Consider the following 20705-nt stretch of genomic DNA (forward strand, 5'->3'; position numbering starts at 1 on the left):
GAGATAACGATGACAAAGCAAGCTCGCATGGCTTTTGCACTTGTAATGGGCTTAGGCCTGACTCAAGCTGTAAATGCAGTTACGGTGAATCAGACTTACATCAATAAAACTGGCTCTGAAATAAGTCAGGAAAAAGGCCGCTATGCACGGCCAACCATTTATACCGACCAACGTGCTTGTGGTGAACCAAGCCCGAATGCGATGGCCTGTGGCCCTTCTATTATCAGCGTGGGCACACAATTTCTGCAGACTCAGGAAAGCCAGCACGGTAATTACGCAGCCAAAATGGTATTGGCCCATGAATGGGGTCATTCCATTCAGTTTGCTAATAATATTCGCTTGCAAGCGCCTTATATGGAGTTGCAAGCGGATTGCAATGGCGGATCATTTATTCGCTATGCCGTGAATAAGCTGGGCTATCAGTCTTTCCTGGAAGCCGCCGTAAGCAGCGCCCGGGCGGCCGCGGATTACAGCACGCATGGCACGCCAGCCCAGCGCGATGCGTTTACGCGTTGGGGCTATGCTCAGGGTGATTTGCTGAAGTGTTTTAATAATTTGCCAAAATAATTAATTAAAATAATCTCTCTGATATCTGATGCTAGATATCAGAGAGAATGGAGTGAGGCAAAATATGAAAAAACCAATTCTGTTGCTCATGCTGGTGTTAGCCGGTGGCGTGATTCTCTCTTTTTGGCAATCACCTGCTGCTGTTTTATCCAGCCTAGTTGCGACCGTGAAATCGCCGGCAGAGCCCGATCACGCTGAAACAATCTCTACAGCTGCTTTACAGGCAAAAGATAAAAACATCAGCCAGTCTGCCATGCTGCAAGCATCGCCTTTTTCTAAAGATAAAAGGATTGATTTAAGTAACGACGAAGTAAAAACCGACCCGCATCTGAATACCGCCATGAATACACCGGATAAAGAAGTGATAAGCCCAGAAGAAGCTGCTCGGCGTAAAAAGATGGAAGCTTTAGGTTATATGGTGCCTGCCGATTATTTAACGAAAGATTTGCAAAGCTTAAAAAAGCTGGCGAAATCGGGGGATGCTTATGCCATGGTGCATTTGGGTGAAAAGTATTATTTTGAATTAAATAAAAACCCGGAAAACCCTGATTATGATCCGCAAACTGACTATGCCAATCAGGCTAAATCTACCTTCAAAGATGCATTGGTGGCGGGGAATATCCGCTCTGCAGGGATTATTGCTGAGCTTTATCTGCAAGAAAATAATCTAGTTGATGCCTATGCATGGCATTTGATTTCAGATCGACTGGGTGACAGCATCAGCGCAGATTGGTTTCGCAGCACCAAAGTGTATACCGAAGCCAGTGATCAGCTAAAGCAGGCGGCTAAAGCCAAATTACCGGTATTGATTGCGGAATTAGATGGCCGCAGCAAAGCGGCAAATCGTACGCCGATATTTAAGTCTTAATGACAAAGCCGGAAGACACCCTAGGTTTATTCGCAGTATTCCTGGGTTCTTCCTCTGTCTGATCAAATCAATTGAGGCCCCTTAAGCGGGTCAGGCTGCTTGCAGATGCTTGTTTATTGCCATCGTTATTATCTGGGATAGAGTTTTAGAAATGGATCGGTTTTTAGCCGGATTTCCGGATGATTTATATTTTTTGTGGTGATCATAATCGCGGGCGTTTCCAGTAGGGCGGGGGTTTGTTTTTTTTCCAGTAATTCAAAGAGGGTGCGCATGGCTTTTTGCCCCATTAAAAAAGGGTCTTGAATGACTGCACCATTCAGGCTGCCGTCTTTTATTGCCTGATTAATTTTGTGATTAAAATCAAAGCCATAATGGTGTATTTTGCCTGTAAGGTTTTTAGCTTTAAGTGCACGTACTGTACCCTCTGTACTCGATTCATTGGGGGTGAAAATAAGATCAATGCCCGGGATTCGGCTCAGAATGGCACTTGCACTGGATTCGGCAGCTTGCATCGTAATGCCAGCATATTGCGTATCAATGACCTCTGCATTGGGCAGTAGTTTATGGATATGCTCTAAAAATCCTTTTTCTCGCTCTGCGGTAGAGCCATGTTGTGCTGAATACCGAAGCAGTAATATTTTTTTTGTCTGCGGAAAATCTTTAGCGGCCTGTGCAGCAGCCAGCGCGCCAGCTTCTTTATTATTGGTGCCTACATAGGGCAGGGTGTTTTGCCCTGTTAATGGAGAATCCACAATAACAACTTTAATCCCCTTATTGATGGCTTCACGAATTGGTTTATCGAGTTGTGCCGTAGAATTGGGCGCTAAAATAATGCCTGAGTATTTTTGCTGAATATAAAAATCAATAATGCGGGCTTGGGCATCAACCCCATCTTCCTGGCTGGGCCCTCGCCAGACCATTTCAATATGCAAATTTTTTGCCGTGTCTTCTGCGCCACGCGCCATTTCTTTCCAGAAAATTTGTGTCGACCCCTTGGGGATAAAAACGGCCTTAAGCGGGGCTGCTGCTGCAGCGGTTGCTAATAGGTAAGCTGCACACAATAGAAGACGCATTAATTGCATTTCGCACTCCACATTCATGTTGTTATTCATTGCAATATAGCTAATTAAATGGCTGCGATGCAGCCTGCAGTCTGAAGGGTTGTATAGGCTGCAGCGGTGTTGATTTCACCATGCAAATTCGGGTTTGAATTAAAAAGGCCACCCTTGCGGATGGCCTTTGCTTTAGGCTTTAAAAGCGGCTTATTCGTAATCAGACATCGGCAGGCAAGCGCAGAATAGGTTGCGATCGCCGTACACGTTGTCAGCACGGCCAACGGGTGGCCAGTATTTATTACGTTTGATGCTTTCCAGCGGGAATGCAGCAGTCGCGCGGCTGTAGCCGTGCTCCCACGTTTCGGCCGTTAACACTTCTACCGTATGCGGTGCGTTGACTAGCGGATTATCTGCCAATGTCCATTCGCCGCTGACTACGCGATCAATTTCGCTGCGGATAGCAATCATGGCGTCGATAAAGCGATCGAGTTCGACTTTTGATTCGCTCTCGGTTGGCTCTACCATCAGTGTGCCCGGTACCGGGAAGCTCATGGTGGGTGCGTGGAAACCGTAATCCATCAGGCGTTTGGCCACATCTTCATTGCTGATGCCGCTGGCGTCTTTCAGTGGGCGCAGGTCCAGAATACATTCGTGCGCCACCAAGCCATCGTGGCCGCTGTAAAGCACAGGGTAGAAAGGCGCGAGGCGTTTGGCGATGTAGTTGGCGTTAAGAATGGCCACTTCGGTAGCGCTTTTCAGCCCGTCGCTTCCCATCATGGCGATATACATCCATGAGATAGGCAAAATCGCGGCTGAGCCGTAAGGCGCTGCGCTGACTGCGCCAATGCCTTGCTCACCACGTAAGTAGCCGCTGCTTTGCTGATTAGGCAAGAATGGGACTAAGTGTGCTGCCACAGCCACTGGGCCAACACCCGGGCCGCCGCCGCCGTGCGGAATGCAGAAGGTTTTGTGCAGGTTTAAGTGGCTGACATCGCCGCCAAACTGGCCAGGTGCGCACAGGCCCACCATGGCGTTCATGTTTGCGCCGTCGATATACACCTGGCCGCCATGGCCATGCACGATTTCGCAGACTTCTTTGACCGATTCTTCAAACACGCCGTGCGTACTTGGGTAGGTAATCATAATCGCAGCGATATTCTGGCTGTGTTTATCGGCCTTGGCGCGTAAATCGGCCAGATCGATATTACCGGCTTCATCACATGCCACCACGACCACGGTCAGCCCTGCCATCTGTGCAGAAGCAGGGTTGGTGCCGTGTGCAGAAGCCGGGATCAGCACGATATTGCGCGCTAAATCGTTACGCGAAGCGTGGTAAGCCTTGATAATCAAGAGGCCAGCGTATTCACCCTGGCTGCCGGCATTCGGCTGCAAGCTGACCCCGGCGTAGCCGGTTGCCGCGCACAGCATGGCTTCCAGCTGGGCGATCATTTCGCGGTAACCCGCAGTTTGTGCATTGGGCGCAAATGGGTGCACATTGGCAAATTCTGGCCAGGTGACCGGCATCATTTCGCTGGCCGCATTGAGCTTCATGGTGCAAGAGCCAAGCGGAATCATGGTGCGATCCAGTGCTAGGTCTTTATCTGCCAAGCTGCGCAGATAGCGCATCATCTCTGTTTCGGAGTGATAGCGGTTAAAGGTTGGGTGAGTCAGGAAATCTGTCTGGCGCAGCAATTCGCCAGGTAATGCACCTGCGATTTCTGCGTCGATGGCATCTACCGCTGGCAGGGTTTTGCCTGCAGCAAAGATGCTCCATAAGGTGGTGACATCTTCGCGGGTGCTGGTTTCATCCAGTGAAACGCCCAGCGTTGTAGCATCGATTTGGCGCAAGTTAATGCCCTGAGCATGGGCAAGAGCGTGGATGGCCGCAGCGTCTTTTACCGAAATGGTGAGGGTGTCAAACCAGTTGTCGTTTAAGACGTTAATGTCAAGTTGCTTCAGGCCTGCAGCCAGAATGCTGCTTAGGCGGTGCACGCGATGCGCGATGCGTTTTAAGCCGCTCGGGCCGTGGTAAACGGCATACATGCTGGCCATCACGGCGAGCAATACTTGCGCGGTACAGATATTGGATGTCGCTTTTTCGCGGCGGATATGTTGCTCGCGGGTTTGCAGGGCTAGGCGGTAAGCGCTCTTGCCCTGCGCATCGATGGTAATCCCAACCAGACGGCCTGGCATCGAGCGTTTGAATTCATCGCGTGTGGCTAAGAAACCAGCGTGCGGGCCACCAAAGCCAAGCGGCACACCAAAGCGCTGGCTATTACCTACAACCACATCTGCACCCCATTCGCCGGGCGCTGCCAGCAGGGTGAGCGCCAGCAAATCAGCGGCGACTACCACTAAAGTGCCCTTGGCGTGTAAATCAGCGACCAGTGCACGGTAATCCGGCACATCGCCGTTTACACCAGGGTATTGCAGCAGTACACCAAAACCGTCGCCTGCTTCGCCAAGACCTGTGCGCACTTCAATACCCAGCGGTGCTGCGCGGGTGGCAATCACTTCGCGGGTTTGTGGCAGCACATCGGCGGCGACATAGAAAATGGTCGATTTGCTTTTGCTCATACGCAACAAGAGTGTCATCGCTTCGGCTGCGGCCGTGCCTTCGTCCAGCATCGACGCGTTGGCAATGGCCATGCCGGTCATATCGGTAATCATTTGCTGGAAGTTAATAATGGCTTCCAGACGGCCCTGGCTGATTTCTGGCTGGTATGGTGTGTAAGCCGTGTACCAGGCAGGGTTTTCTAAGATATTGCGCAGAATCACGCTGGGTGTGTGGGTGCCGTAATAGCCCTGACCAATCATGCTCTTTTTGAGCACATTCTTGCCTGCAATGGCTTTTAGCTTGGCTAAAGCCTCGGCTTCGCTTTTGGCTTGAGTGAATTCACCCAGCGGCAAAGCATCCTGGCGGGCAATGGCCGCAGGAACGATATTTTTAATCAGCTCAGCGCGTGTTGCGTAGCCCAGCGTGGCCAGCATGGCGGCTTCTTCCGCAGCATTAGGGCCGATATGGCGGGCTACAAAAGCGGCGTGATCTTCAAGATGGCTAAGAGATGCAGTGGTCATGGCGGCAACCGTAAAAGTGTACAAGGCAAAAGGTCAAAACCCCATCAAACCCAAGTCTTTAACCACAGGGGAAAAGGAGAACACGGAGATTTACGGAGAAATTCTCGAAGGTTTTCTCCGTGTTCTCCGTGTTTCAAGATTTGGGTTTTAGGATTGATTAAGCAGAAGCGATCAGCCGATGGCTTTTTCGTAATCGGCAGCGCTCAGCATGGCATCGAGGTCAGCTGCGTTGTCTGGGGTGATTTTGAATAACCATGCGCCGTAAGCGTCGGTATTGACTTGCTCTGGTGCATTGGTTAAATCGTCATTGCTTTCCAGAATGACACCCGCCAGTGGCGCGTAGATATCGCTGGCGGCTTTAACCGATTCAACCACGCCACATGCGTCGTTTTTAGCGTAACGAGTGCCAGCTGCTGGCAGCTCCAGAAAAACGATATCGCCCAGCGCTTCTTGCGCGTGGTTGGTAATACCGATGGTGATGCTGCCATCAGCTTCCAGGCGAAGCCATTCGTGAGTGTCAGTGAATTTCAAATTTGCTGGGATAGACATGTTTTTGCTCCAAGAGGTGTGTGCGGATGTTTGAGCCAAACCTTACGCCACAGAGAGCACAGAGGATACAGAATTTCACAGAGAAAAAAGCATTACCTTAGTCAGGTTGATCTCACCAGTATGGAGATGCTTAATTGGATTTTCTCAGTGGTTCTCTGTGCTCTTTGTGTCCTCTGTGGTTCAAAGATTTGGCAGTGTTTCTAGTTGTGATTAATCGTCAAGTTGTGATTTACCATTGCGTACAAAAGGCATTTTTACGACGCGGGCGGCTAGTTTTTTATCGCGAATGGCGACATGTACCGTGTCGCCGATGGCCACGCCAAGCGGTAAACGCGCCATGGCGATGGATTGTTGCAAGCTAGGGGAGAAGGTGCCGCTGGTGATTTCACCGTCACCGTGTTCGGTATGCACTCGCTGATGGCCGCGCAGTACGCCGCCTTTATCCAATAACAATAAACCTAGGAATTGCTGTGTCTGGCCTTGGGCGATGAGGGCTTCTTTACCGACGAAATCGCGTTCGGAAACCAGATCAATGGTCCAGCCCAAACCTGCGTTCAGCGGGTTGATGGTTTCGTCCATATCCTGGCCGTACAGATTCATACCGGCTTCCAGGCGCAGCGTGTCGCGCGCGCCAAGGCCGCATGGGCGAACGCCAGCGGCAATCAGCTGGTTCCAGAAGTTTTCAATTTGTGTGGCAGGTAAAACAACTTCAAAGCCATCTTCACCGGTGTAACCCGTGCGGGCAATCATCACCTCGCCAATTTGGGCGGCGTTAAAAGGCTTGAGGTCTGAGCTGGCGGCCTGGGTTTCTGGCAGAACTTGCCAAACCTTAGCGCGGGCGTTCGGGCCTTGTACGGCCAAAATGGCTAAATCATTGCGGGAAGTAATAGTAAGACCCGTATTCCAGTCGCTATTAAGCTGTTGCAGCCATGCGATATCTTTATCTGCTGTTCCAGCGTTCACCACTAAGCGAAAGTAATCTTCTGTAAAGAAATAAACGATTAAATCGTCGATGACGGTGGCTTGTGGGTTAAGTAAGCAAGAATAGAGCGCTTTGCCGGATACTTTAAGCTTGGCCACATTATTGGCAATGGCGCGAGTCAGGAAGGCGCGAACTTGTTCGCCCTTGATATCCACCACACGCATATGGCTTACATCAAACATGCCTGCGTCAGTGCGAACAGCGTGGTGTTCTTCGATCTGCGAGCCATAGTTTACGGGCATGTCCCAGCCGCCAAAATCGACCATACGGGCGTTGGCAATACGATGGGCAGCATTGAGTGGGGTAGTGTGGAGTTGGGCGGACATGGCGCTCTCGGGCATAGCGCTGCGAGCCAAGTCTGGCTGGTTTATGCAGCGGCCCCTCTGTCCTTGGTACCTGAGAGATTCCAAAACGGCTCATGACGATCCGTTTTGTTAGCCCCTTCGGTGGGCGATTCACGCCGCTCTCCAGAGTGTTGATGCCAAAGAGTCCTTTTGCCTGAGCGTTCGCGGGCGTTGCGCCTTCGGCGGTAACTAGGGTTTTCCCTAGCTACTCTCTCCTCTTTAGTGGTCGGAATTTAACCACTTAGGCGGTGCTTGTCAATTTTTACATGTACAAGCCGGCTGGCATTTTTCTTATGGTTTTTGGGTATTTAAATGGCATAACGCCCCGCTTGTTGCGCAAGCGGGGCGTTATGGTCGGCGGGCTGGGTTTAAGTGTGCCCGGGGGCGCTATTGAGCAGATGCGTATCCTGATTTTGCACCAGGCTTAAATAACGCTCGTATTGTTTAAGTACATCGGCAATCAGCTCTTGCTGAATCATATATTGCACATCGTAGCCCTGGCGGCCGTCTTCAAAGAAGGTGATGGGAACATAGTGATGCGGCCTGCTCGACATGGGCAGCGATGCATCGCGTAGCGCAAATGTTGCTACCGGCTGCTTTAAAGGCCGCACGCCGTAAACAAAGTCACGCAGATTAGCTTGTGGCACAACCAAAGAAACCGCACCATCTTCGCCAAGAAGTACAGAAGCACTCAGGCCTTGTTTTTGCAGCTCGGCAGCCACTTCATTCAGAGCAGGTTGCACGCTTTTAGCGATAAATTTTTCAACATCACTTAAGCGCGGCTCATGCAGAATTTGTGTAAGGCGGGTGCGCCAATGCTGGCCAGTCCAGAAGGTGGTGCTTGGAGAAAACTTCTGAGAAAAATGCTGCCGGTCAGCCGCTAAGCCTTTGCACAAGCTAAAGCAGAGCAGCAGCATAATCACCGTGAACGGCAGGGCGGCAATTAAGGTGACGGCTTGCAGCGCTTTTAAACCACCGGCAGTCAGTAAAATAGCGGCTGTAGCGCCAAGTAAGCCCGCCCAGAATAGGCTTTGCCAGGCCGGTGATTTATCTGCACCACGGGTGGCAATCGTATTGAGCACAAAAGCGCCCGAATCAGCCGAGGTGACAAAAAACACGGCAATCAGCAAGATGGTGATCGATGAAGTGACTTTCACCAGCGGCAGGTATTCAAAAAATTTGAACAGCAGTGCATCCACATTGCCAGCGGTTTGCGATAGCGCACCAGCAGCTGTATGCATATCCAGCCAGATCGCGGTATTGCCAAAAATGGTCATCCATACCAAGTTAAACAGGGCAGGAATCAGCATCACGCCGATGATAAATTCACGTAAGGTGCGGCCTCGGGAGATACGCGCAATAAACATCCCAACGAATGGCGACCATGAAATCCACCATGCCCAATACAGCAGCGTCCAGCCACTGAACCAGCCTTCTTTTTGCGTAGGCTCATAGGTGTAAGAGCGGAAAGTCAGCTCGACGAGGCTGGAAAAATAATGGCCGATATTGTCGCCAAATGCGCCAAGCAAAAACAGCGTTGGCCCTGCAAATAAAACAAACAGCATCAGGGTAATCGCGAGCCCTAAATTAAGCTCACTCAGGCGGCGCACGCCTTTATCCAGACCCGATGCAGCAGACCAGCCCGCAAGGCCAATCACCACGGCAATCAGGCCGTACTGAAAGTGCAGATTTGAGGTTTCCCAGCCGGTGAGCGAATGTAAGCCAGCGCTGATTTGCAAAATGCCGTAGCCCAGCGTGGTGGCAATCCCGAAAATAGTGCCACAAAGGGCAAATACATCGACGGCATGGCCGACAGGGCCATTGATTTTGTCGCGCAAAATCGGATACAAGCCGGAGCGGATAGTTAGCGGCAGATTGTAGCGAAAGCCAAAATAAGCCAGGACGAGACCAACCAAACAGTAAATCGCCCAAGCATGAAAGCCCCAGTGGAAAAAGGTCATGGTCATGGCTTCACGGGCGGCAGCCATGGTGCTGCCTTGGGCCAGTGGTGGTGATAAATAATGCTGCATGGGCTCGCCCACGCCGAAATACATCAGACCAATACCCATGCCCGCGGCAAACAGCATGGCCACCCAGGAGGTAAAGTTGTATTCAGGTTTGGCGTCGTCCGGGCCAAGACGGATATTGCCGTAAGGGCTGCAGGCAATGGCGACTAATGTGATGACAAAAATAGCGACAGAAAGAATATAAAACCAGCTGAATTTCTGTGTAACCCAAGCTTGGCCTTGCGAGAAGATTTGCTCTGCAGCTTGAGGATTAAGCGTGCAAATGGCGAGCAATATGCCAATTAAAATCATGCTGGGTAAGAACACCGGCATGCTTAAGGTGTGATGGAGGCGGGGTCGGGTACTTGTATTCATGCATCTCCTTGTAATGGCCAAAAAACGAGGCCGTTTGGGGATAAAAAGCGGATTTCAGTGCTATGCCTATGTATTTATAAGACTATTTGCATAGAAAAGCGACAGGCACTTTAACAATGATTTCTGAATTTGTAATGATAAATAGTACAAATGAGTGACTAAATCACACATTGTGACGATGCGTTTTTTCGCTGTTTTCTTGATGATCTGCATGTGTTTTTTTGAGAAAATGATCTGCTCGCTGCCAGGCACTTTGCAGATCGGGCAATAAAAATTCTGCACCTAAGTGCTGATAAAACCCGGATCTGTGAATCAGTGAATGAGGCTGAATGCCCGCGCCGCAAATCATCAGGCAAGCGCCCTGATGGTGTAATTGCTGCTGCAGTGTTTCTAAGGCCTCAAGCCCCGTGGTGTCCATATTTAAGAGTGAAGATAAGTCTAAAATCAGCAGGTCGGGCTGGATTTTATGTGGATCGAGTAAGCTTTCTATTTTGGCAATCGATCCAAAAAATAAGGAGCCATGAATACTCCATGCTTCAATTTGGTCTGCCTTGCCTTGCAAATATTCGGGTAGTTCCACTTTTTTTAAGTGAGTCAGGCTGGATACTCGGGTAATAAAGAAAACACAGGCAAGCAGTAAGCCAACTTCCATTGCTACAGTTAAATCTACGACCACGGTGAGAATAAAAGTAGAAAGTAAAATGGTGCGGTAATTGCCGGTGAAATGTTGCAAACGCCGGAACTCGGCCCATTCCCCCATATTCCAAGCCACATAGAGCAATACAGCAGCGAGCGTGGAAAGTGGAATCAGCTTGGCAAATGGCGCAGCAATGGCCATGATCAGCAAAATAGATAAGGCATGCACCATGCCCGAAACAGGGCTACAGGCCCCGCTGTTAATATTGGTGACGGTACGGGCGATTGTGCCGGTGGCGCAAAACCCGCCAAATAAGGGCGAAACAAAATTGGCAATGCCCTGCGCCATCAGCTCCTGATTGGGGTCGTGGCGGTCATTGATCAGGCCATCAGCGATGCGCGCGCAAAGTAATGATTCAATTGCGCCAAGTACGGCAATAGTCAGGGCGGGCTGAATAATAGCGGCAAGGGAGTGCCAGGTGAATTGAGGAAAAGCGGGAGAGGAGAGCTGCGATGGAATATCGCCAAAGCGGCTGCCTATGGTGGCCACATTCAGCTCCGGCCATTGAGAAAGTAAAGTCCCTGCTAAAAGGGCAATCATACTGCCAGGAATTTGCTTTAAACCCGCAGGTAAATGCCTGGCTATTTTGGGCCAGACAATCAGAATGGCCAGCGAAAATACGCCAATACTTAGTGTGGCCAAATGAATATGAGGCAGGGCCAGCCCAATTGCTTTGGTTTTTGAAAAAAATTCAGCAGGAAGATGGTCAATATTTAAACCAAAAAAATCATTAAGCTGAGATAAAGCAATTAAGGCCGCAATTCCATTGGTAAAGCCAATCACAATTGAAACGGGAATATGGCGTACTAATGCCCCAAGGCCGAGCAGGCCAAGTAAAAACATAAATACACCCGCCAGCATGGTCGCTAAAAGCAAATTACCTAAGCCATACTGCTGAACAATAGCGTAAACCACTACAATAAATGCCCCAGCGGGCCCACCTATTTGTACTTTTGATCCACCCAAAAGTGAAATCAGAAAGCCCGCAATAATGGCGGTGGTCAGCCCGGCTGCGGGAGTTAGCCCACTGGCGATAGCAAAGGCCATAGCAAGGGGAAGCGCTACAATGCCCACGCTCATTCCAGCCGTGATATCGGCCAACAGCTGGCTTTTACTATAATTGTGGAGGATATCTAGGGAGCGGGGGCGAAAGCGGGTAAGCATGATTGAGCCAAGTAAAAGGCAGAGTTTAATTATGGCGCACTCTTTTGAATCTGTATAAGTATCAAGTAAGTTGTTGCTGTTTTGGCCTTAGCATACAGCTTCAACGGCTGGCAAAATATGCACTGCTTAATGCGCATTGCACTTGATTTCTGCCTGCTGCTTTTGCTGCGTACATGGCTTGATCAGCACGGTTCAGCAGGCAATCTAGGCTGGGGTCGGTGTCTTCCAGCATAGCCACACCAATGCTGATGGTGATACGGATATTTTTGTTTTCAAATTCAATTTGCGCTTGCTCTTCTACTGCCAGCCTTAATTTATTACCTGCGAGCATAGCCTCTGCCTGTGTGGTGCCAGGCAAGAGCAAGACAAATTCTTCGCCTCCCCAGCGGGCAAAGCTGTCTGTGGCGCGTAATTCTGTGGTGCATATTCGGCATAATTCTTTCAGTATTAAATCCCCGGCTAAATGGCCGTGATGATCATTTACATTTTTAAAGTGATCAATATCAATTAATAAAATAGACAGGGGTTGCTGGTAGCGGCGGGCATAGGTTATGGCTTCATCGCAGCGGCGCTGCCATTCTCTTCGGTTGGCTACACCCGTTAGCTCGTCTGTGGTGACTAATTCTTCGAGGCGCAAATTGGCTGCGGCTAATGCTTCCGTTCTGCTTGCCACTTCAGATTCAAGTTGCATTTGGCTTCGGCTGAGCAGCTCTTGTAAAAGAGCCAGATAGTGCAGTGTCAGCCCGAGGGGAAAAAGAAAAAGCTGTAAATTAATGAAAGTAATCATTAAATTATTGTGGAGGAAAGGCCCTGTCTGAAAGACCGTTCCAATGGCCGATAGGGTAAATACAATAAATAAAGCGATCGATGTTCCAGCTAGCTTGAAATGAATGGCAATTAATAATAAAACCGGCAAAACCAGCATCATTAAATAATTGTGTACCATAAATCCAAGGCCAACAATCAGTAAAATGGTGGCGAAGTAGGGTGATGCAGGGCGGATTATATTTCTTAACGCACCTGATTTCCATGAGGCATATATAGGGGTAATGACAAAAATACCCGCAGTATCGCCAAGAATCAGTAATAACATTTGTTGAAGATTAGAAAATAAGCCGTTGTAGGGGATTGTATTGCTGCAGCTCAACAGTAAATGCCAAAGTGTCATGCTGATCAGTGCAGGCATAAAACAGATTTTTTGCCAGAAATAAGGAAGATCTCCGGGGGTTTGTAATGGCGGGTGATGATTCTTTTCAATAAAAGCTTTCCATGCATTGGCGGCCATTACGGCTTGCCAAGTATCAATGGCTGCGGGGATAAGACCTAAAATAATAGATAGGGGCAATGCATGATTCATGCCCGCATGGCTCAAAAAAACATAATAGGTGGGGGTGTTCAGGATGGCGCTGCCGGCTAAAACAAAAGGAATTCCCGTTTTGCCAAGCTCCAGTATCAGAACCAGCCCACAGCCCGCAGCAAACCAAATAACGGCAAAGTTTTCTGAGGGCAGCATGGCAAATTGAATACTCAGAAAGCCAATGCCCAGATAAAGGACCAGCAGCAAGAAGGCCTTGGCGGCCTTAGGGGATGTCAGAAATGTAAGTGCTTGCTTCATTACATTTTTTTGGGAATTCGATCATTAAGCTTATCTTATTATTTTGATAATTGTTGAGTATTTGATTACGGAAGTACCATTTTCTGACGAGTTATTGGAATATAAAACAGGCTTGTTTTGAAAGGAAGATGCTTACTGATGGTTTTGCACGGCAATAAAATAACGGCATTCCGAAGAATGCCGTTAAGTGCTGCAGATTTAATGAGATTGCTTAAAGCAAAGCGTTTCATTGTCGGCATCAATCGTGAGCAGATGGCCTGCGCTGACTTTACCTTCTAGGATTGCTTTGGAAAGTGGATTTTCAATCTCAGTTTGAATGGCGCGTTTTAAAGGCCTTGCCCCATAAACCGGATCAAACCCTGCTGCAGCTACCAAATCAAGCGCAGCATCCGTCACGCTGAGCTCAATTTCCATATGGGCTAAGCGGTTTTGCAAGCGATTGAGTTGAATGCGTGCAATATTTCTGATCGCGGCCTGATCCAGCGAATGAAACACCACCATTTCATCAATCCGGTTCACAAATTCAGGTCGGAAATGGCCCTGTACTTCGGCAAGTACCGCCATTTTGATCAGCGGATAATCCATGCCTGCCATGGCCTGAATTTGCTGGCTGCCCAGATTACTGGTCATGACGATAACGGTATTTCTAAAATCCACCGTGCGCCCTTGTCCATCGGTCAAACGCCCATCGTCCAGTACCTGCAGCAGGATATTAAACACATCGGGATGCGCTTTTTCGACTTCGTCGAGCAAAATGACGCTATAAGGTTTGCGGCGCACCGCTTCGGTTAAGTAGCCGCCTTCCTCATAGCCCACATAGCCCGGAGGCGCACCCACTAAGCGGGATACGCTGTGTTTTTCCATAAATTCGCTCATATCAAGGCGAATAAGATGATCGGGCGAATCAAATAAAAATTCTGCCAGCGCCTTGGTTAGCTCAGTTTTACCCACGCCGGTGGGGCCGAGGAATAAAAAGCTGCCGTAAGGGCGGTTAGGGTCGGCAAGCCCTGCGCGGGAGCGGCGGATCGCATCGGACACCAAACGAACGGCCTCGGATTGCCCGACCACTTTTTGCTGCAGGGCGTTTTCCATGGCTAGCAGTTTGGCCCGTTCGCCTTGCAACATGCGGCTAACGGGAATCCCGTGGCACGGCTAACCACCTCGGCAATTTCTTCTGCCCCGACTTGAGTACGCAGCAGTTTTAATTTTCCGCCGGTGGCCTCGGACGCTTCAGCGGCTTTGAGTTTGGCTTCCAGCTGTGGCAACTGGCCATATTGCAATTCGCTGGCTTTGTCCCACTCGCCACGGCGCTGGGCGGCGTCCATGGCGGTTTTAACCCGCTCGATTTCTTCCCGTATCGCCTGACTGCCCAGTACGCTGGCTTTTTCTGCTTTCCAGATTTCTTCTAAGTCTGAATATTCTTTCTCTAGTCGTGCGCTTTCTTCTTCGATCAGGGCGAGGCGTTTTTTAGAAGCCTCGTCTTTTTCGCGTTTTACCGCTTCACGCTCGATTTTGAGCTGAATAATGCGCCGGTCCAGCTTATCCATGACTTCTGGTTTGGAATCGATCTCCATTTTGATGCGGGCCGCGGCTTCGTCGATCAAGTCGATGGCTTTATCGGGCAGGAAGCGGTCGGTGATATAGCGGTGGCTCAGCTCGGCGGCGGCCACAATCGCCGGGTCGGTGATTTCTACGCCGTGGTGGATTTCGTATTTTTCCTGTAAGCCGCGCAGAATGGCGATGGTGGCCTCAACGCTGGGCTCACCCACCAGCACTTTCTGGAAGCGGCGCTCCAGCGCTGGGTCTTTTTCCACGTATTTGCGGTATTCATCCAGCGTGGTGGCGCCAATGCAGTGTAGCTCGCCCCGCGCCAGCGCCGGTTTGAGCATATTGCCTGCATCCATCGAGCCCTCGGTTTTACCCGCGCCCACCAAGGTGTGCAGCTCGTCGATAAAGATAATGGTGTTGCCTTCGTCTTTGGCCAGCTCGTTCAATACCGCTTTCAGGCGCTCTTCAAATTCGCCACGGTATTTAGTGCCTGCCAGCAAAGACGCCAGATCGAGCACCAAAACGCGCTTGGATTTGAGCGATTCAGGCACTTCGCCATTGACGATGCGCTGAGCCAGGCCTTCCACAATCGCAGTTTTACCTACGCCTGGCTCGCCAATGAGTACGGGGTTATTTTTGGTGCGGCGCTGCAATACCTGCATGGCGCGGCGGATTTCATCGTCGCGGCCAATCACCGGGTCTAGCTTGCCGGCTTTGGCGCGCTCGGTCAGATCTAGGCAATATTTATCCAGCGCCTCACGGTTTTGATCCGCATCTGAGCTGTCCACGCTTTGCCCGCCGCGTACGGCATCAATCGCTGCGGCGATGGCTTCTTTTTTAGCCCCGTTTTCTTTCAGTAAACGGCCGGTTTCGCCTTTGTCTGCGCTTAAAGCGAGTAAGAATAAGTCGCTGGAAATAAACTGATCATTGCGTTTAAGCGCGGCTTTATCTGTCAGATTAAGTAAATTGCTCAGTTCTTTAGAGACGGTGATTTCGCCATCGCCACCGCTGACTTTAGGTAGGCGATCAATCGCGGCAGCGAGTGCCGTTTTGAGCGGATTCACATTCACCCCCGCACGGGCCAGCAGGGCAGAAGTGCCGGAATCCACGTCGGTCAGCAGTGCAGCCAGCACATGCTGTGGCTCAATATAGGGATTGTCGTTGGCATTGGCGTTGCTTTGCGCGTCGCCTATGGCTTGCTGAAATTTTGTGGTCAGTTTATCGAAACGCATTCCGCACACCTCCAAAGTTTGTTCTTACGTTATACATGGGGGCGTGGCAGGGCGAGATCAAGTGAGGGGGGATGTGAGTTTTTATATGCGGGAAAGAATCGATGGCTACTGTGATAGGCCAACTGGCCTACCTCAGTAAAATTAATGTTTCAAGTAAGACCTTCAACCACAGAAGCCACTGCGAGCACCGCGCTTTACAGAGAAAATCCATTAAGAAACTTAGGTTTTCTCTGTGGTTTGAGATTTAGCTCTTTTAGTTCCAAGTGGAAGAGTTTTAACAATGGGGGGCATCTGCTGCTTACTCAAGCCCCGCGATTCAGCCCAATAAAATGCTGCAGTCTGGCAAGGATTTCTGAGCGGGCAACGGGTGGGATGATGCTGCTGTCGTCATTTAACAGAATTTGCTCTTCGGCCTGACGCTTGACCAGTACTTCAGAGAACACGCCTGCCAGCTCGGGGCGGGATAAGAGAATCTGCTGGAAAGATTCTTTATCAATGCGATAGCACTCCACATTGGTGCTGACCACAACGGTGGCGCGGATGGCTTCGCCGGTCATCAGCCCCATTTCGCCAAAAAAACTGCCCGGCCCGAGTTTTGCAAATAATTTGCGCTCGCCACGGGTGGGTTGTACCCATGCCTCTGCTTCACCTTTGATCAGGATATAGAGCCATTCTACTTTTTCACCCTGGCGTATCATCACATCCCCTGCCACATAGGGCGTAAAGCGCAGCCTGTCGGCTAAGGTGTGCAGCTCTTCTTCTTTTAATGAAGCGAGCAGCTCCAGTTTTTGCAACACAGCCAGCCGCTCCTGCGTATGTTGTTTGTGGCGGCCTTCAAAGTAGCGCTCGTTTTCCTGGGTAACAAACACTTTATATTGCGGCGCAGCAAGGCGCAGGCTGTTGCGGCGTAAAACTGCGTCAATCAGGGTGCGGATTTGCGAATCGGTGGGGTCGTCATTTTGCAGGTCGGTCAGCCAATAGCGTGCGGCGTAGCGGGCGTTGCCCTTTTCTACATTCATTAATAAGCAGGAGGGTGGGGGGTCTTGGGCGACATTGGGCGGGGCGGCTTCGCGGATGGCATTTTCTATTAAGAGCATGACTTGTGTGGGCAGGGTGTCGAGCCCCACTTCAAACCAGACCCAGCGCCGCCATGCCAGAGGTTTGTCAACACGTTTGCCAAGTAGCTGAAACTGGCCTTTCATCAGCATGCCGTTGGGAATCATTACCGTTTCGCCATTGCGTGTTTCAACCCGGGTGGCACGCCAGGATAAATCGACGACCCGACCAGTGAGTTCGCCTAATTTAATCCAGTCGCCCTGCTCAATGGAGTTGTCCAGATGCAGTGCCAGCCCTGCCAGAATATTGCCTAGGGTGTCTTGCATGGCAAAGGCCAGCACGGCCGTAATCACGGCCGATGTGGTGACCAGTTGCCCAAGCTCCAGCCCTGCCAGGTGCAGACGATAAAACCCCCAGCCCAGCATGGCGATTGCTTCGAGTAAGTCTTCAAGAATGCGGGGTGGATTGAGCCGGAACAGAGGGGCAATCAGTTGAAAAATCAGCATGCCCCAGTAGCGGATCAGGGCAAAACCCAGCACAACCATAAACGTTTCATGCACTGCTTTGGCGGCGCTGCTTAGATTGTAGCTTTCCAGTAATTGAGCGCTATAGAGGCCCAGACAGCTGAATGTGAGCAGCAAAATGCTGTTAAATAAGCGATGGCGGCTGGTTCGGACGCGGTAATAAAGCAGCATCCCCAGAATAAGGCAGCTGGCAATAAAGTAAATCAGAATTTGTAATTCGGAAGGCAGATGTTGCATCGCAAAGCCCCGGTTTCAGGGAATATAAAAGGAAATCGCTTTCCTTGTTTGTAGCCTTTGATTGCGATGGAGTACAGAAATATGGCGGGATGACAGGGGTGCAGGAGCGGTGGGGAGAGGAGTTGCGTGGGGGAGCAGGGGGCGGATGGCCCCCCACTCCCTGCTTCTAGGTAAATTAAGCCCTTACGCAATCCATAAAGTAACGGGTTTCGCCGCTGCTCTTATCTGCAACCAAGCCATGAATATAGGTTTCAAAGCCTGGGAAGCGTTTGTTGAAGTCCCGTGCAAATTTGAGGTAATCAACGATGGTTTTGTTGAATACTTCGCCAGGGATCAGTAGTGGAATGCCTGGCGGGTAAGGGGTAAGCATCACGGCGGTGATACGACCTTCCAACTCATCAATCGCCACGCGGTCGATCTCACGGTGCGCCATTTTGGCGAAAGCCTTGGCGGGCTTCATGGCGGGCTCCATATTCGATAAATACATATCGGTGGTCAGGCGCGCTACATCGTGGGCACGATAAATACCGTGAATTTGCTGACACAGATCTTTAAGGCCAATGCGCTCGTATTGCGGATACTGGGCAATAAAGTCCGGCAGAATGCGCCAGAGCGGAGCATTTTTATCGTAGTCGTCTTTAAATTGTTGCAAGGCGGCCACAAGGGTGTTCCAGCGGCCCTTGGTAATGCCGATGGTAAACATAATAAAGAAAGAATAGAGGCCACATTTTTCAATCACCACGCCATGCTCGGCTAGGTATTTGGTGACGATGCTGGCCGGAATGCCTGTTTCAGAGAACTTGCCGTCTAAATCAAGCCCAGGCGTCAGAATGGTGGCTTTGATCGGGTCGAGCATATTAAAGCCATCGGCGATATCGCCAAAGCCGTGCCAGTTGTCGCCAGATTTAAGCATCCATGCATCGCGGTGATCCAAGCCTTCATCGGTCAGATCGTCTGGGCCCCAAACTTGGAACCACCATTCATCACCGAACTCTTCATCCACTTTGCGCATGGCGCGGCGGAAATCCAACGCTTCAACTAAGGATTCTTCAACCAGAGCCGTGCCGCCAGGTGCTTCCATCATGGCAGCAGCCACATCGCAGGACGCAATAATGGAGTACTGCGGGCTGGTGGAGGTGTGCATTAAGTAAGCTTCGTTAAATAAATCACGGTCCAGCTTACGGTTTTCCGGGTCTTGCACCAAAATCTGCGAGGCCTGGCTTAAACCTGCTAATAGCTTGTGTGTTGATTGCGTTGAGAAAATCATTGATTCTTTGCAACGCGGACGATCTTCGCCAATGGCGTGGTAATCACCATAGAAATCGTGGAATGCGGCGTGGGGTAGCCATGCTTCATCAAAGTGCAGGCTGTCAATTTCGCCATCGAGCATGCCTTTGATTTCTTCGACGTTATACATAATGCCGTCGTAAGTAGACTGAGTAATGGTCAGAATACGCGGCTTAAAGTTAGGGTCGGCCAGCAGTTTTTCGCGGGCGAACGGGTTATCCATCATTTTTTTGCGGATGTTTTCCGGCTCGAATTCGCTTTTTGGAATCGGGCCGATAATGCCGTAGTGATTACGCGTTGGCATCAGGAACACCGGCACTGCGCCCATCATCATGATGGAGTGCAGAATCGATTTATGGCAGTTACGGTCTACTACCACCACATCGCCTGGGGCAACTGTAGAGTGCCAGACGATTTTGTTGGAGGTCGATGTGCCGTTGGTCACAAAGAATAAATGGTCGGCATTGAAAATACGCGCCGCATTGCGTTCGGAAGCGGCAATGGGCCCTGTGTGGTCCAGCAACTGGCCGAGCTCTTCTACCGCATTACATACGTCGGCACGCAGCATGTTTTCACCAAAAAACTGGTGAAACATCTGGCCAACCGGCGATTTCAGGAAAGCCACGCCACCTGAGTGCCCCGGGCAGTGCCAGCTGTAAGAGCCATCTTGGGCGTAATGGGTGAGCGCACGGAAAAACGGCGGAGCCAGCGTATCTAAATAGCTTTTCGCTTCGCGGATAATATGGCGTGCCACGAATTCTGGGGTGTCTTCGTGCATATGAATGAAACCGTGTAATTCACGCAACACATCGTTAGGGATGTGGCGGGCGGTGCGGGTTTCACCATAGATATAAATCGGGATATCCGGGTTGCGGCGGCGGATTTCGGCTACAAAGCTGCGCAGGCTGGTGAGCGCCTCGTGGGTCTCTTCGGGTGAGCCGCCACCAAACTCTTCGTCGTCAATCGATAAAATAAAGCCGGATGCACGGCTTTGCTGCTGCGCAAATGAGGTTAAATCGCCGTAGCTGGTATAACCAACTACGTCTCTGCCCTCGGCCTCAATGGCCGCCGCTAATTCACGAATACCGGAACCACTGGTGTTCTCGGTGCGGAAATCTTCATCGATGATGATGATAGGGAAGTAAAAACGCATGGCAAAATCCTTAGTAAAACACCTGCTTGTACATAGGACGGCAAAGCCGGAAAGGCGCGTATATTAATCCCAAAATGTGTTGATATGTGGTGAAAAATGAAAACAATTGCTATCTGTGTAAATCGACGCCTAAGCGGCCAGCCATCCTGCGCTGCCAGAGGCAGCGAAGCGCTGGTGCAGGCCCTTGAAATGGCAACAAAAATGCACGCCAATATAAGAATAATTCGCCTGCCTTGCATGGGCGCATGCGAGGTGGGGCCGAATGTAAAAGTGGTCGGAGGGGATCTTTATCACGAGGTGGATTTAGCCATGCTACCGCTGATTTTGGAGGAGGCAGGGGTGTAGGGCTGTTATGCGAGAAAAACCCA

Annotated in this window: 12 protein-coding genes, 1 pseudogene and 2 riboswitches; of the genes and pseudogenes, 3 read left to right on the forward strand and 10 right to left on the reverse strand. The window is 50.4% G+C overall.

Annotation, left to right across the window (positions count from 1 at the left end):
* The first annotated feature begins 9 nt into the window (after positions 1-9).
* Together DYD62_RS07845 and DYD62_RS07850 are read left to right on the forward strand one after the other, a co-directional pair.
* Positions 10-567 carry a neutral zinc metallopeptidase gene (locus DYD62_RS07845; RefSeq protein ID WP_115226813.1) on the forward strand — a complete coding sequence of 186 codons (558 nt, stop codon included), beginning with the start codon at positions 10-12 and terminating at the stop codon, positions 565-567.
* A gap of 64 nt (positions 568-631) precedes the next feature.
* Positions 632-1435, forward strand: a complete 804-nt coding sequence (locus DYD62_RS07850) for a hypothetical protein (protein ID WP_115226814.1) — start codon at positions 632-634, stop codon at positions 1433-1435.
* Positions 1436-1563: 128 nt separating this feature from the next.
* Here the strand turns inward: DYD62_RS07850 and DYD62_RS07855 are convergent, their stop codons facing one another.
* The 10 genes and pseudogenes from DYD62_RS07855 to DYD62_RS07900 form a co-directional block, all read right to left on the reverse strand.
* On the reverse strand, positions 1564-2517 hold the full coding sequence (locus DYD62_RS07855) for a substrate-binding domain-containing protein (protein WP_165928600.1): 954 nt from the start codon (positions 2515-2517) through the stop codon (positions 1564-1566).
* 180 nt (positions 2518-2697) lie between these two features.
* The gene (gene gcvP, locus DYD62_RS07860) at positions 2698-5568 is read right to left on the reverse strand and encodes an aminomethyl-transferring glycine dehydrogenase (protein ID WP_115226816.1); all 2871 of its coding nucleotides are present in this window, start codon (positions 5566-5568) and stop codon (positions 2698-2700) included.
* A gap of 171 nt (positions 5569-5739) precedes the next feature.
* Positions 5740-6117, reverse strand: a complete 378-nt coding sequence (gene gcvH / locus DYD62_RS07865) for a glycine cleavage system protein GcvH (RefSeq protein WP_099397761.1) — start codon at positions 6115-6117, stop codon at positions 5740-5742.
* Positions 6118-6327: 210 nt separating this feature from the next.
* The gene (gene gcvT / locus DYD62_RS07870; protein ID WP_115226817.1) at positions 6328-7425 is read right to left on the reverse strand and encodes a glycine cleavage system aminomethyltransferase GcvT; all 1098 of its coding nucleotides are present in this window, start codon (positions 7423-7425) and stop codon (positions 6328-6330) included.
* A gap of 53 nt (positions 7426-7478) precedes the next feature.
* A riboswitch (glycine riboswitch) is annotated at positions 7479-7574 on the reverse strand.
* A gap of 1 nt (position 7575) precedes the next feature.
* Positions 7576-7671: riboswitch (glycine riboswitch) on the reverse strand.
* Between the two features lie 140 nt (positions 7672-7811).
* On the reverse strand, positions 7812-9824 hold the full coding sequence (locus DYD62_RS07875) for a BCCT family transporter (RefSeq protein ID WP_115226818.1): 2013 nt from the start codon (positions 9822-9824) through the stop codon (positions 7812-7814).
* Positions 9825-9987: 163 nt separating this feature from the next.
* The gene (locus DYD62_RS07880) at positions 9988-11685 is read right to left on the reverse strand and encodes a SulP family inorganic anion transporter (protein ID WP_115226819.1); all 1698 of its coding nucleotides are present in this window, start codon (positions 11683-11685) and stop codon (positions 9988-9990) included.
* A 100-nt stretch (positions 11686-11785) separates the two neighbouring features.
* Positions 11786-13300 carry a sensor domain-containing diguanylate cyclase gene (locus tag DYD62_RS07885; protein ID WP_115226820.1) on the reverse strand — a complete coding sequence of 505 codons (1515 nt, stop codon included), beginning with the start codon at positions 13298-13300 and terminating at the stop codon, positions 11786-11788.
* A gap of 198 nt (positions 13301-13498) precedes the next feature.
* A pseudogene (clpB, locus tag DYD62_RS07890) lies at positions 13499-16080 on the reverse strand (ATP-dependent chaperone ClpB).
* A 302-nt stretch (positions 16081-16382) separates the two neighbouring features.
* Positions 16383-17897 (reverse strand): mechanosensitive ion channel family protein, encoded by a 1515-nt coding sequence (locus DYD62_RS07895; RefSeq protein ID WP_115226821.1) that lies wholly within the window; start codon positions 17895-17897, stop codon positions 16383-16385.
* Between the two features lie 175 nt (positions 17898-18072).
* On the reverse strand, positions 18073-20337 hold the full coding sequence (locus tag DYD62_RS07900) for an arginine/lysine/ornithine decarboxylase (RefSeq protein WP_115226822.1): 2265 nt from the start codon (positions 20335-20337) through the stop codon (positions 18073-18075).
* Positions 20338-20433: 96 nt separating this feature from the next.
* Here DYD62_RS07900 and DYD62_RS07905 point away from each other — a divergent pair, with 96 nt between their 5' ends.
* Complete coding sequence (locus DYD62_RS07905) at positions 20434-20682, forward strand: (2Fe-2S) ferredoxin domain-containing protein (protein ID WP_115226823.1); 249 nt, start codon at positions 20434-20436, stop codon at positions 20680-20682.
* Positions 20683-20705 lie beyond the last annotated feature (23 nt).

It is taken from the genome of Iodobacter fluviatilis, assembly GCF_900451195.1.
Lineage (GTDB): Bacteria > Pseudomonadota > Gammaproteobacteria > Burkholderiales > Chitinibacteraceae > Iodobacter > Iodobacter fluviatilis.